Below are 12,240 nucleotides of genomic sequence, written 5' to 3' on the forward strand. Positions count from 1 at the left end.
ACACACCCGGCCCGCACCGTGGCCGGTAAGGACGCCATGATGACCAGCCTGCGCGACATCCGCAGCGGATTTCTCGACTATTTCGCCAAGCACGATCACGAGGTCGTGCCGTCGAGCCCGCTCGTTCCCAAGGACGACCCGACGCTGCTCTTCACCAATGCCGGCATGGTGCAGTTCAAGAACGTCTTCACCGGGCAGGAAAAGCGCGCCAAGCCGCGTGTCGTGACGACGCAGAAATGCGTGCGCGCCGGGGGCAAGCACAACGACCTCGACAATGTCGGCTACACCGCCCGCCACCACACATTCTTCGAAATGCTGGGGAATTTCTCCTTCGGCGACTATTTCAAGGAACGGGCGATCGAGCACGCCTGGACGCTGCTGACGAAGGATTTCGGCCTCCCGAAGGACAAGCTTCTGGTCACCGTCTATTCGGAAGACGACGAGGCGCATGGTCTGTGGAAGAAAATCGCCGGCCTGTCCGATGACCGGATCATCCGGATATCCACGATGGATAACTTCTGGATGATGGGCGACACCGGTCCCTGCGGCCCGTGCTCGGAAATCTTCTATGATCACGGCCCGGGTATTCCCGGCGGCCCTCCGGGATCGCCCGGCGAAGACGGCGACCGTTTCATCGAGATCTGGAATCTCGTCTTCATGCAGTTCGAGCAGAAGGACGGCGGAGAGCGCATTTCCCTGCCCAAGCCCTCGATTGATACCGGCATGGGGCTGGAGCGGATCGCGGCGGTTCTGCAAGGTGTCCATAACAATTACGAGGTCGACCTGTTCAAGGCGCTGATCGAGGCGTCCGAAGAAGTCCTGTCTTCGAAGGCCGAGGGCGACGCGCTGGCGAGCCACCGCGTCATCGCCGATCACCTGCGCTCGACCTCATTCCTGATGGCGGATGGCGTGTCGCCCTCCAACGAAGGCCGGGGCTATGTCCTGCGCCGCATCATGCGCCGCGCGATGCGCCATGCGCACCTGCTCGGCGCGACCGAACCGGTCATGCACAAGCTGGTGCCGGCGCTGGTCAAACAGATGGGCGAAGCCTTCCCGGAACTGCCGCGCGCGCAGGAAATGATCCAGTCGACGCTCGAGGCCGAGGAAGAACGTTTCCAGCGCACGCTTGGCCGGGGCCTGGCCCTGCTCGACGAGGCCACGCGCGGCATGAAGGAAGGCGACTCGCTGTCCGGCGAGACGGCCTTCCGCCTCTACGACACCTATGGCTTCCCGCTCGACCTGACGCAGGACGCGCTTCGCGCCCGCGGCATGACGGTCGACACCGAGGCGTTCGAGGTCGCGATGGAAGGCCAGCGCGACGCGGCCCGGGCGAACTGGAAGGGCTCGGGCGAAGCCGCGCCGGACGCCGTCTGGTTCGCGGTCCGCGACCGGCTCGGGAAGACCGACTTCCTCGGCTATGATTGCCACGCCGAGAAGGGCGAATTGACCGCCATCGTCGCGGGCGGATCAGAACAGGACACGCTCGAAGCTGGACAAAGCGGTGAACTCGTCTTCGACCGCACGCCTTTCTACGGTGAGAGCGGCGGTCAGATCGGTGACGCCGGCGTGATCGAATTCGCCAGTGGCGCGCGTTTCGTCGTCGACGACGTGCAAAAGTGCGGCGGCGACATGCATGGTCATGTCGGGCGTCTGGAATCGGGCTCGATCGCCATCGGTGATACCGCGACCCTGACGGTCGATGAGGGCCGCCGTTCGCGCACCCGCGCGAACCACTCGGCCACCCACCTTCTGCACCGCGCGCTGCGCGATGTGCTGGGCACGCATGTGACCCAGAAGGGCTCCTATGTCGGGCCCGACCGGCTGCGCTTCGACTTCTCGCATCCCAAGTCGGTAAGCGCCGACGAGATCGCGCGTATCGAGGCCGAGGTGAATGCGATCATTCGCCAGAACGATGTGGCCGAGACCAAGGAAATGGCCCCGGAAGACGCCATCAAGGCCGGCGCGCTGGCTCTGTTCGGCGAGAAGTATGGCGACATGGTCCGCGTCCTCGCGATGGGCCGCGATGTCGAGCCGGGGCGGCGCTATTCCGTTGAGCTCTGCGGCGGCACGCATGTCGCGCGCACCGGCGATATCGCCCTGTTCAAGATCGTGTCCGAAGGCGCGGTCGCGTCTGGCGTGCGCCGGATCGAGGCGCTGACCGGCGAAGCCGCGCGGCAATGGCTGGAAAACCAGGCCGGCATCGCCCGCAAATCCGCCGAGGCGCTGAAAATCCCGGTCGGAGACCTCCAGACGCGGATCGCCGCGCTGGTCGATGAACGCAAGTCGCTGGAACGCCAGCTGGCCGAGGCCAAGAAGCAGCTCGCCATGGGCGGTGGCGGGGCCGCTTCTCCTGCGGGCCCCGAAGATGTCGGCGGCACGAAATTCATCGGCCGCGTCGCCGAAGGCGTTGGCGGCAAGGACCTTCGCGCGCTGGTGGACGACGCCAAGGGTCAGCTGGGCTCGGGCGTGGTTGCCTTTGTCGGTGTCAATGACGGCAAGGCGGCGCTGGCGGTCGGCGTGACGGACGACCTCAAAGGCAAATTCTCCGCGGTGGAGCTCGTCCGCGTTGGCGCCGAGGCCGTGGGCGGCAAGGGCGGCGGCGGCCGCGAGGACTTTGCCCAGGCCGGTGGGCCGGACGGGTCGAAAGCGGATGACGCCATCGCGGCGATCAAGTCGGCCATCGCAGGCTGATGGCAAGACAGCCGAAGTCCGACATCCAGTTCGCTGGCGACAAGGCCGCCGGGCGCGCCATTGCGTCCGTGCGGGCGGCCTTCAACACGGCGCTGGAAACCCGGTCGCTGAAGGCGATCGCCGACTGCCTGCACGCAAACGCCATCCTCGTCCCGGGCGAGGATGCGCCTCTGATCAATGGCCGCGACGCCCAGATCGAGGCGTGGACGACGATCTTCAATGAGGCGCCGGACGTCACTTATGTGCGGAGCCCCGCGCGCATCGAGGTGAACGAGGACGGATTGCTGGCGGCCGAAAGCGGACGCTGGACCGGCGGCTGGACCGTCGAGGGCATGACCGTGCGCTACACCGGGCGGTATTTCGCGAAATGGCGGCTCGACGGCGACGATTGGCGGATCGAGGCGGAAACCTTCGTCACCATGCGGCGTCAGTCCGTCTGAGGCACCGATTTTCCTGTCGCAAATCATCGCCGCGGAGTAGAATTCCCTCGGGCTGTTCAACCTGAAGGGGAGGCGTTCCGATGCGCATGATGCTTGCGTTGACCTGTCTGGCGGCGGTGTCAACAACCACCGCAAATGCTCAGTATTCCGAAGACGTGCCGGCCTATCCGGGCTGCACATGGGAAGACACGGTGCTGGCCGCGCCGGAAACGTCCTCCATGCCCGATCTCGCTCTGCGCATTCAGCGCTGCGATGATCCGGACATGCAGATCAGCCTGGATTACGCGATCGACGGCATGATCAGCGAGGTCTTCACCGACGGCTATCAGATGGAGCGGATCCAGGTCTTCCATGATCCAGACGTGGAAGCCGCGGCATTGATGCGGATGGTGGCGGAAGCCAACGTGCCAGAAGACGAACGCGTGCGCTGCACCTTCAGCGAGGACGAGCCGGGTTTCTGGACCTATGGGCCGGACGGCGATTACGAAGCCGAACTCAATGCGCTGAACGAACCGTGGGAAGCCTGCGGACTCTTTGGCGAAGGGGCGCAGGTGCAGTTCTTCAAGATCATCGGCGCGCACACCGCGGTCTATGTCTGGGCGGGTCAGGACCTGCCGCTGTTCGATCCCCGCAGCATCGAACTGGCGGAGTAACGCCCGAATGAAAAAGGCCGGGCGATGGCCCGGCCTTTTCGTTTCGGTCTATGCGGGCCTTAGCCCTTCATCGCCGCGGCGAAGCGCTCATTGACCTTTTCCAGGAAGCCCTCGGTCGAGAGCCAGCCTTGCTGGTCGCCGACGAGCAGGGCGAGGTCCTTGGTCATGTAGCCGGCCTCGACGGTGGAGATGACTGTCGCCTCCAGCTTGTCGGCGAAATTCATCACCGCCTCATTGCCGTCCATGCGGCCGCGGTGGTGCAGGCCGCGTGTCCACGCGAAGATCGACGCGATGGAATTCGTCGAGGTCTGCTCGCCGCGCTGATGCTGGCGGTAGTGGCGGGTGACGGTGCCGTGGGCGGCTTCGGCCTCGACCGTCTTGCCGTCCGGGCTCATCAGCACCGACGTCATCAGGCCGAGCGAGCCGAAGCCTTGCGCCACGGTGTCGGACTGCACATCGCCGTCATAGTTCTTGCACGCCCAGACGAAGCCGCCGGACCACTTCATCGCGGCCGCGACCATGTCGTCGATCAGGCGGTGTTCGTAGGAGATGCCCTTCGAGGCGAAGGCGTCCTTGAATTCGGCGTCGTAGATCTCCTGGAACAGATCCTTGAAGCGGCCGTCATAGGCTTTCAGGATCGTGTTCTTGGTCGACAGATAGACCGGCCAACCGCGCTGCAGGCCGTAATTCAGACTGGCGCGGGCAAAGTCGCGGATCGAGTCATCCAGATTGTACATGCCCATCGCGACGCCTGCGGACGGGAATTCGAAAATCTCGTATTCCATCTTCTCGCCGCCATCGTCCGGCGTGAAGGTCATCGTCAGCTTGCCCTTGCCCGGCACCCTGAAATCGGTCGCGCGGTACTGGTCGCCGAAGGCGTGACGGCCGACGACGATCGGCTTGGTCCAGCCCGGTACCAGCCGCGGCACGTTCGAGATCACGATCGGTTCGCGGAAGACGACGCCGCCGAGGATGTTGCGGATCGTGCCATTCGGCGAGCGCCACATCTTCTTCAGGCCGAATTCCTCGACCCGGGCTTCGTCCGGCGTGATGGTCGCGCACTTGACGCCGACGCCGTAATGCTTGATCGCCTCGGCCGCTTCGACGGTGATCTTGTCATCCGTCTCGTCGCGCTTCTGGATCGACAGGTCGTAGTATTTCAGGTCGACGTCGAGATAGGGGTGGATGAGATAGTCCTTGATCAACTGCCAGATGATCCGGGTCATCTCGTCGCCGTCGAGCTCGACGAGCGGGGTATCGACTTTGATTTTGGCCATGTCGGTCTGCTTCCGTTCTGACTGGAAAACGGCACGTGCACGTGCGTGAGGATTGAAAATGTGGCGGGTTCCTAGCACCCGCCGCGCCGGATCGAAAGGGGCCTTGGTATGCGCGCGCCCGCCATCATTCTGGTGAACCCGCAAATGGGCGAGAATATCGGCGCTGCGGCGCGCGTGATGGGTAATTTCGGTCTCGCCGATTTACGCCTCGTCGCGCCGCGCGACGGCTGGCCCAATCCGCAGGCCGAAGCCATGGCGGTGGGCTCGCCCGTGCTTGAGTCGGCCCGCGTCTTCGACACGGTTGCCGAAGCGACCGCGGACCTGTCACGCGTCTACGCCACGACCGCCCGCCCGCGCGGCATGGAAAAGCGCGTGCTGACCGGCCGCGAGGCGATCGCCGAAGCGCGGGGTGCGCTGGCTGCGGGCGAGGGGACGGGCATTCTGTTTGGCGCCGAGCGTCAGGGGCTGGAGAATGACGCGGTCGCCGGCGCGGACGCGATCCTGACTCTGCCGGTTGATCCGGCCTTCAAGTCGCTGAATCTGGCGCAGGCCGTCGCGGTCGTGGCCTATGAGTGGGCGTCGGGTGACCCGGTGCCGGAGGCCTTCACGGATATGGCCCCGCCTGCACCGCGCATCGAGATCGACCGCCTGTTCGAGCATTTCGAGACCGAGTTGGACCGTGCCGGCTTCTTCCATCCCCCCGACAAGACGCCGCTGATGATCAACAATCTGCGCTCCGCCCTCATTCGCGCCCGCTTCACCGAGCAGGAGGCCCGTACCTTCCGCGGCGCGATCAAGGCGCTGGCCATCGGCCGGGGCAAGGCCCGGATTGTCCGTGAGGATTGACGCGCGCGCCTTCGGACGCCAAAGACCCGCCCATGCCGACGATCACCTGCACCCGCCTCATCGCCTGGGACGCCCTGCACCGGATTCCGGGGCATGAGGGCATCTGCCGCGCCTTTCACGGCCACCGCTATTCCGCGGAGATCACCTGCGCCGCCGAAGCGTTGGACGGGGTTGGCCGCGTCGTCGACTTCTCGGTGATCAAGAAGAAGGTCGGCGGCTGGATCGACACCAACTGGGACCACACCGCCATTCTGATGCGCGGCGACCCGGACCCGGCGGTGAAGGCGGTCTGCGCGTCGAACGCCAGCTATGGCCGCCCGGTCTACCTGATGGACGTGCCTCCGACGGCGGAGAACATTGCCGCCGAGCTGTTCCGCATCGCATCCGACCTGCTTCTCGAAGACGGTGTCTCGGTTCAGCGCATCCGCGTCTGGGAAACCCCGAACTGCTATGCGGATGTCGTCGGCTAAAAAACTGGCCGGGCGATCATCAGCCAGAGGATGGCGAGCACGCCCGCGAAAGCCGGGAAGCCGCAGGCGAACCAGATCCGGAACCATTTGAAATAGGCCGGGGGCAGAGCCTCGCCCGACGCAGCAGCGGCCTTGGCCAGCCCATGCATGCGGTGCTGGATCCAGACGACGGGAAGCCAGAACGCCCCGACCATCCCATAGAGCGCCAGCGACCAGACGATCCAGCCTTCGCTGAGCGGCCAGCCGACCGTGCGGGCGAGTAAATAACCCGTGACGGGTTGCAGGACGACGGCGCTGGCGGTGAAGAGCCAGTCGGCGAGCACGACCGTCCCCGACACATGGGCGATCAGCCGCGCATCCCTTGTGCGATGCGCCATCACCATGAAGAAGGCGATGCCGGCCCCCGTGCCGAGGAGGACGGTCGCCCCGCCCACATGCAGCCAGCGCAGAATCAGTTCTGCCGTCATTTCTCGCTTCCGTTCATGGCCAGCGCAGCCAGTGCAGCGAGCACGATCGGAAGCATCTTCACCAGCGTGCCCATCGGGTCGGCCCAGAGATGCGGTGTGATGACCGTCGCCGATACCGCATAGGCCAGCGTCAGCGTGATCGTGCCCACCAGGGCAAGGCTGGAGGTGCGGCGTATGAGAATGCCCGCCCCGAGCGCGATATCGAGCGCCGCCCCGCCGAGCGTCAGTGTGAGGGCGGTACTCGTTGCGATCCCTTCCGCGGTCAGGATCGATGCCGCCGCATCGCGCTGGAACACGGCGACGACGCCCGAGACGATCCAGAACAGCGACAGGCCCGCGATCAGCAACGGGTGGAGGAAATAGGTCCGGGCGAAGCGCCGCGCCTGAATGTCCGCTTCGAACTCGCCGAGTGTCTGCGGGAGCGAGGAAGGCGGACCGCCGCGCGCCGCGGTCCAGGCCGACGCGTCACCGGTCACGCCCGCGCCCATCGTGCGCATCGCGGTCGAGCGCAGCGGCGTTTTCCAGCCGAGATCGGCCGCCAGATCGCCCGCCAGTCCGGCGAGGCCGGCAAGCCAGCCGGGCAATGGAAGGATCGGTACCCGCCTGAAACCAAGCCAGTCACGAATACGCCCGATCATTTCGGCGAGCGTTTGCGCCTCGTCTTCCACCAGATCCGCTTCATAGCCGGACGGGCGCTGGCCCGTAGCGCAATCGGCCGCCTCCCGGGCCAGTTCGAATACGCTGACGGTCTGGGCCGGCGCGGCCGCATGGGCGACCGGAATCGCATAGGGGAGGGCGGCGAGACCGCGCAACAGCGCCGACCCGCCCCAGGCGTGCGGCGATATCACCAGCCCGGGCTTCAGGATTGCCCAGTGCAAACGGCTTTCGCGTACCCAGGCGTCGCCCGCCGCCTTGGTCCGCATGAAGGTGGTCGTGGCATCCGGGTCTGCGCCCGGCGCGGAAATCTGCACGAAGCGGGTTACGCCCGCGGCCTCACAGGCGGCGAGCAGTGCGGCGATACCGGTGTGGTGGACCGCCCAAAGATCGTCGCCGCCGCCATCCTGCAGGGCGCCGGCGCAGTTGATCACCGCATCATAGCCGTCCAGCCCGCCGGACCAGTCCTCCGGCCGCGTCAGCCGGGCGAGATCGGCCGCGACCCACTCCGCCCCCGGAATGGCGCGGCGTCCGCGGTCGGGATTGCGACCAGCGCCGGTGACCGAAAGGCCGCGCGCCAGGCATTCGCGCACCACCGCCGAACCGATCAGGCCATATCCGCCGAGAACGAGTATCCGCATCCCTGCCTCCCGATACGAACGCTTCCCTGTTTCGCAAGTCATGGCAAGCCGTCCGCACCTTGCGGCATTGACTTTCCCCCGCCTGCGGGTAGAAACCCCGCTTCCCTCGACAGGGCAGGGCTTGGCCGCTGCCTTCGATGAACCCACGGGACGACGCGGACACCGCCGTTTTTATCGTGGATCCGGATGAGGGACCGGACCCACCGGCCCGCGCCAAAGAGAGAAACAATGACGAAGCGTCATTCGCAGAAGTACAAGATCGACCGCCGGATGGGCGAAAACATCTGGGGTCGTCCGAAAAGCCCGATCAATTCCCGTCCGTACGGCCCCGGCCAGCACGGTCAGCGCCGCAAGGGCAAGCTGTCCGACTTCGGCATGCAGCTCATGGCGAAGCAGAAGCTGAAGGGCTATTACGGCAACATCACCGAAAAGCAGTTCACGCGCATCTATGCCGAAGCCCAGCGCCGTCGCGGTAACACCGCCGAGCTGCTGATCGGCCTGCTGGAATCGCGTCTGGACGCGGTGGTCTACCGCGCCAAGTTCGTGCCGACCGTGTTCGCGGCGCGCCAGTTCGTGAACCACGGCCACGTCAAGGTGAATGGCCGCAAGGTCAACATTCCGTCCTATGTCTGCAAGCCGGGCGACGTCATCGAAGTGCGCGACCGTTCGCGCTCCATGGCGCTGGTCCTGGAAGCCCTGCAGAGCCCGGAACGCGACGTGCCGGACTATATCGACCTTGATCCGAAGGCGATGAAGGCCACCTATGCCCGCGTTCCGGAATTCGCCGAGGTTCCGTACCCGGTGAAGATGGAACCGAACCTGGTGGTCGAATTCTACTCCTCGTAATTCCGGGGATCATCGACGACATTGCGAAGGCCGCGCCGGATTGCTCCGCGCGGCCTTTTGCTTGCGCGGATATCTGACGGAATTGATTCCGGATTTCCGCGCAAGTGGAGTCGGAATCGCGTGAAACGGGAATTCCGCTTGAACAGTTCTCCTGACACGGAGAGTCCGGTATCCTGCGCAAGTGGAATCGAATGGATCGCACCCTTTGCGGCGGCACGCGGTTTGCGAGCAGGCCGGACGGGGTTATCACTTTGATTCAGGAAATCCGGGGAGTCGCATGATGTTGTTCAGAATCGCGCTGATCGCGGCGTCTGCCGCCACACTGGCGGCGTGTTCGACCGTGCAGCGGCTTCCGCTGGTTCCAGGCGGAAACGACGAACCGGAAACCCAGATCGAGACCGTGATAGGCTCGCGTCTGATCGGCGACGACATCCTGGTGGTGCGCGTTGCCTCGAACGGCTGCACGCAGAAGGGCGATTTCCGGGTCGATGTCAGCCGCCGCGACAACAGCTATTCGGTTCTGCTGGAACGCGTGCGCGAGGATTATTGCCGCGCGCTGATGCCGAACGGGGTCGAGATCGCCTTCGGTTTCGAGGAATTGGGCGTGCCGCAGGGCGCGACCGTTACGGTGGCGAATCCGACCCGGTAAGACCGCCTACGCTGCCGGGGCGACGCCCTTGTCCTTGAGGTAGATCTGAAGCTCCCCCGCCTCGAACATCTCTTTCACGATGTCGCAGCCGCCGACGAATTCGCCCTTTACGTAGAGCTGGGGGATGGTCGGCCAGTCGGAATAGGCCTTGATGCCTTCGCGAATGTCATGGTCTTCCAGCACGTTGACCGAGTGGTAGTCGACCTGGAGATGGTCGAGTACGCGCGCCACGACCGAGGAAAACCCGCACTGCGGGAAGACCGGCGTGCCCTTCATGAACAGCACCACGTCATTCGACTGGATGATGTCGCGGATATCGTCCTGAACGGTCGCACTCATGGCGGAATTCCCTTGCTTTGGTAGCGTGAGAGCTATGCAGCCGCCCCCCGGCGGTCAAGTCCCGGCCAGCGCCGCATTCGCAGCGAGATTATCCGCGCGCGTCGTGGTCGTCATCACCACGTCCACGTCGGCGCGTGCGAGTGCCGTCCTGAGCGCGGCTTCCGCGTCGACCGCCGCACTCGTACGATCCGGGGAGAGGACCGAGCGAAGCTGCCGCGCTGCATACCAGACATCGCCGCCCGTCTTCGGCAGGCCGGAGCGCTTCAGGCCGCGCATCACCTCGATGGCGATCGTGCCCATGCCCGCCTTGTTGGCACGTTCGAAGCGGTGAAGCTGCGTCTCGTCGGCGTTTGGCGGGCAGGGTGCCATCATCAGGTCGAACACGCCGCTGTCGATACCGGCGTCGAGTTCCTCGCCGCGCCCGCAAATCCCGAGAAAGCGGAAGGCCCCAACACTGCGCAACAGATCGAGCCGCTGCATCAGCGCGTCGGTCAGCTCGTGCGGCGCCGGGCCGTGCAGGAAGAGTGCATCGGCATGCCCAAGGGCGAAGCGGCGCAGGCTGTCCTGAAGCGACAATTCGATCGCGTCGGGCGTGAAGTCGCGGCGCTTGCGTCCCATCCCGGCGGACAGGACGCCGGCCTTCGTCATGATGAAGAGCGCATCGGCATCCTGGTTCTTCAATGCCAGACCGAGGCGGCTTTCCGCCTCGCCGTCGCCATAGGGCGGGGCGGTATCGAACACGGTATAGCCCGCCTTGATCGCCTTGCGGATGAGCGACACGCTCTCATTCCGGCCCACAAGCTGCGAGCCGTGCGGACCGGAAACGCCGAAGCCCAGCTTCGAGACCTCTTCGCCTGTCTTCCCCAGCCTGACCTTCTTCACGGTGCGCGCGTCTCCAGTGCCAGGGCGTGCAATTCGCCGCCCATCCGTCCCTGCAGCGCGGCATAGACCATCTGGTGCTGCTTCACGCGTGGCAGGCCGCGGAAGGCCTCGGCGACGACCACCGCCTTGTAGTGATCGCCATCGCCGGCAAGGTCGATGATCTCGACCTCTGCGCCGTCAATCCCGTCGCGGATCAGCTGGGCGATGTCATCGGCTTGCATGGGCATGAGAAATCCGTAACTGGTTCTGCTCGTATCAAAACTCTAATGCAGGGTTTTGCCGCTTCGGCGCAAGTCAGGGAAAGAGAGATCGTTATGCGCAATTTGGGTCTTGCGGCCGTCCTGGTGTCCGCCATCGCAACCGTGGCGTTCGCATCCGCACAGGCGCAGACGGTCGATCGCGATTCGGCGTTGACCGATCTGCGCATTCTTTCGGCCGATGATATGGACGGCCGCGGCACCGGCACCGAGGGGGCCGAGCGCGCCCGGGCCTATATCACGGGACGGTTCGAGGAGATCGGCATCCTCCCGGCCTTCGAGGACTACGAGCACGACTTTTCCTATGAGCGGCAGGGCGCCAGCCACGACGCCATCAACCTCGTCGGCTATATCGAGGGTACGTCGGACAGCGACACGGTGATGATCGTCACCGCGCATTACGACCACCTCGGCCATTGCGGCGGACAGATCTGCAACGGGGCCGACGACAACGCCTCCGGCGTGGCCGCCATGCTGGCGATCGCGGCGGACTTCGTGGCCAATCCGCCCGAGCATGACGTCTACTTCGCGGCGCTCGACGCCGAGGAAGTTGGCCTGCAGGGCGCCCGCGCGCTGGTCAGCGATTTCCCGGTGGCCCTCGAACGCCTCGCGCTCAACGTCAATCTCGACATGCTGGGCTATCAGGAAGAAAGCGAGCTGCCCGCCGCCGGGGCTTTTCACTATCCCTTCCTGCGCGAACGCGTGGACCGGGCCGGGGCGGTCGAGGGCATCACCCTGATCCAGGGCTATGATTCACCGGAATGGGGCGAGAATGGCGACTGGACCTATGCGTCCGACCACGGCCCCTTCCACCGCGCGGGCATCCCCTTCATCTATTACGGTGTTGATTTCCATCAGCATTATCACCAGCCGACCGATGAGTACGAAGTCATACACTACGACTTTTTCGTCGGCGCGACCCAGACCGTGATGGATGCTGTGCGCCTGTTCGACAGCGAACTGGACGCGATCCGCGAGGACCGTGATGCGGCGCGTGCCGAGCGCCCGACCAAGCCGGGCATGGGGCAGTAAAAGGGTACGGTATCCCTGCAAGAGGCAATGCAATCCCTTCTCCCCTTTTTTGAAGGGGAGAAGGTGCCCGTCAGGGCGGATGAGGGGTTCTGCTCC

At 65.0% G+C, this 12,240-nt stretch carries 14 protein-coding genes; 8 read left to right on the plus strand and 6 right to left on the minus strand.

Annotation, left to right across the window (positions count from 1 at the left end):
- The first annotated feature begins 39 nt into the window (after positions 1-39).
- The 3 genes from alaS (at position 40) to L5876_RS01670 (ending at position 3,784) form a co-directional block, all read left to right on the plus strand.
- Complete coding sequence (gene alaS, locus L5876_RS01660; RefSeq protein ID WP_369281003.1) at positions 40-2,691, plus strand: alanine--tRNA ligase; 2,652 nt, start codon at positions 40-42, stop codon at positions 2,689-2,691.
- The gene (locus L5876_RS01665) at positions 2,691-3,131 is read left to right on the plus strand and encodes a nuclear transport factor 2 family protein (protein WP_236954356.1); all 441 of its coding nucleotides are present in this window, start codon (positions 2,691-2,693) and stop codon (positions 3,129-3,131) included. The genes alaS and L5876_RS01665 overlap by 1 nt, the downstream gene beginning before the upstream one ends.
- Before the next feature lie 80 nt (positions 3,132-3,211).
- Positions 3,212-3,784 (plus strand): hypothetical protein, encoded by a 573-nt coding sequence (locus L5876_RS01670; protein WP_236954357.1) that lies wholly within the window; start codon positions 3,212-3,214, stop codon positions 3,782-3,784.
- Positions 3,785-3,843: 59 nt separating this feature from the next.
- On the opposite strand, the gene L5876_RS01675 is transcribed toward L5876_RS01670, so the two are convergent.
- Positions 3,844-5,061 carry an NADP-dependent isocitrate dehydrogenase gene (locus L5876_RS01675; protein ID WP_236954358.1) on the minus strand — a complete coding sequence of 406 codons (1,218 nt, stop codon included), beginning with the start codon at positions 5,059-5,061 and terminating at the stop codon, positions 3,844-3,846.
- Between the two features lie 108 nt (positions 5,062-5,169).
- Here L5876_RS01675 and L5876_RS01680 point away from each other — a divergent pair, with 108 nt between their 5' ends.
- Together L5876_RS01680 and L5876_RS01685 are read left to right on the plus strand one after the other, a co-directional pair.
- Complete coding sequence (locus L5876_RS01680) at positions 5,170-5,907, plus strand: RNA methyltransferase (RefSeq protein WP_236954359.1); 738 nt, start codon at positions 5,170-5,172, stop codon at positions 5,905-5,907.
- A gap of 32 nt (positions 5,908-5,939) precedes the next feature.
- A complete protein-coding gene (locus L5876_RS01685) occupies positions 5,940-6,377 on the plus strand; it encodes a 6-carboxytetrahydropterin synthase (RefSeq protein ID WP_236954360.1) in 438 nt (145 codons plus the stop codon).
- Here the strand turns inward: L5876_RS01685 and L5876_RS01690 are convergent.
- Together L5876_RS01690 and L5876_RS01695 are read right to left on the minus strand one after the other, a co-directional pair.
- The gene (locus L5876_RS01690; protein WP_236954361.1) at positions 6,374-6,844 is read right to left on the minus strand and encodes a DUF2269 domain-containing protein; all 471 of its coding nucleotides are present in this window, start codon (positions 6,842-6,844) and stop codon (positions 6,374-6,376) included. The genes L5876_RS01685 and L5876_RS01690 overlap by 4 nt on opposite strands.
- Positions 6,841-8,139 carry an SDR family oxidoreductase gene (locus L5876_RS01695; RefSeq protein ID WP_236954362.1) on the minus strand — a complete coding sequence of 433 codons (1,299 nt, stop codon included), beginning with the start codon at positions 8,137-8,139 and terminating at the stop codon, positions 6,841-6,843. Before L5876_RS01695 ends, L5876_RS01690 begins: the two co-directional genes overlap by 4 nt.
- A gap of 228 nt (positions 8,140-8,367) precedes the next feature.
- Between L5876_RS01695 and rpsD the strand changes: the two genes are divergently transcribed.
- Positions 8,368-8,985 carry a 30S ribosomal protein S4 gene (gene rpsD / locus L5876_RS01700; RefSeq protein WP_236954363.1) on the plus strand — a complete coding sequence of 206 codons (618 nt, stop codon included), beginning with the start codon at positions 8,368-8,370 and terminating at the stop codon, positions 8,983-8,985.
- Positions 8,986-9,262: 277 nt separating this feature from the next.
- A complete protein-coding gene (locus L5876_RS01705; protein ID WP_236954364.1) occupies positions 9,263-9,634 on the plus strand; it encodes a hypothetical protein in 372 nt (123 codons plus the stop codon).
- Positions 9,635-9,640: 6 nt separating this feature from the next.
- Here L5876_RS01705 and grxD read toward each other — a convergent pair whose 3' ends face one another.
- The 3 genes from grxD to L5876_RS01720 are packed head-to-tail and all read right to left on the minus strand — an operon-like array spanning position 9,641 to position 11,082.
- Entirely contained in the window at positions 9,641-9,973 is a 333-nt protein-coding gene (grxD, locus tag L5876_RS01710; protein ID WP_236954365.1) for a Grx4 family monothiol glutaredoxin, read from the minus strand.
- 54 nt (positions 9,974-10,027) lie between these two features.
- Positions 10,028-10,855: an aldo/keto reductase gene (locus tag L5876_RS01715; RefSeq protein WP_236954366.1), complete on the minus strand. Its 828-nt coding sequence runs from the start codon at positions 10,853-10,855 to the stop codon at positions 10,028-10,030.
- A complete protein-coding gene (locus L5876_RS01720) occupies positions 10,852-11,082 on the minus strand; it encodes a BolA family protein (RefSeq protein ID WP_236954367.1) in 231 nt (76 codons plus the stop codon). Before L5876_RS01720 ends, L5876_RS01715 begins: the two co-directional genes overlap by 4 nt.
- A gap of 87 nt (positions 11,083-11,169) precedes the next feature.
- Here L5876_RS01720 and L5876_RS01725 point away from each other — a divergent pair, with 87 nt between their 5' ends.
- Positions 11,170-12,144, plus strand: coding sequence for a M28 family peptidase (locus L5876_RS01725; protein WP_236954368.1), 975 nt, complete (start codon positions 11,170-11,172; stop codon positions 12,142-12,144).
- Positions 12,145-12,240 lie beyond the last annotated feature (96 nt).

The sequence above is a fragment of the Hyphobacterium sp. SN044 genome, assembly GCF_021864465.1.
Classification (GTDB): domain Bacteria; phylum Pseudomonadota; class Alphaproteobacteria; order Caulobacterales; family Maricaulaceae; genus Hyphobacterium.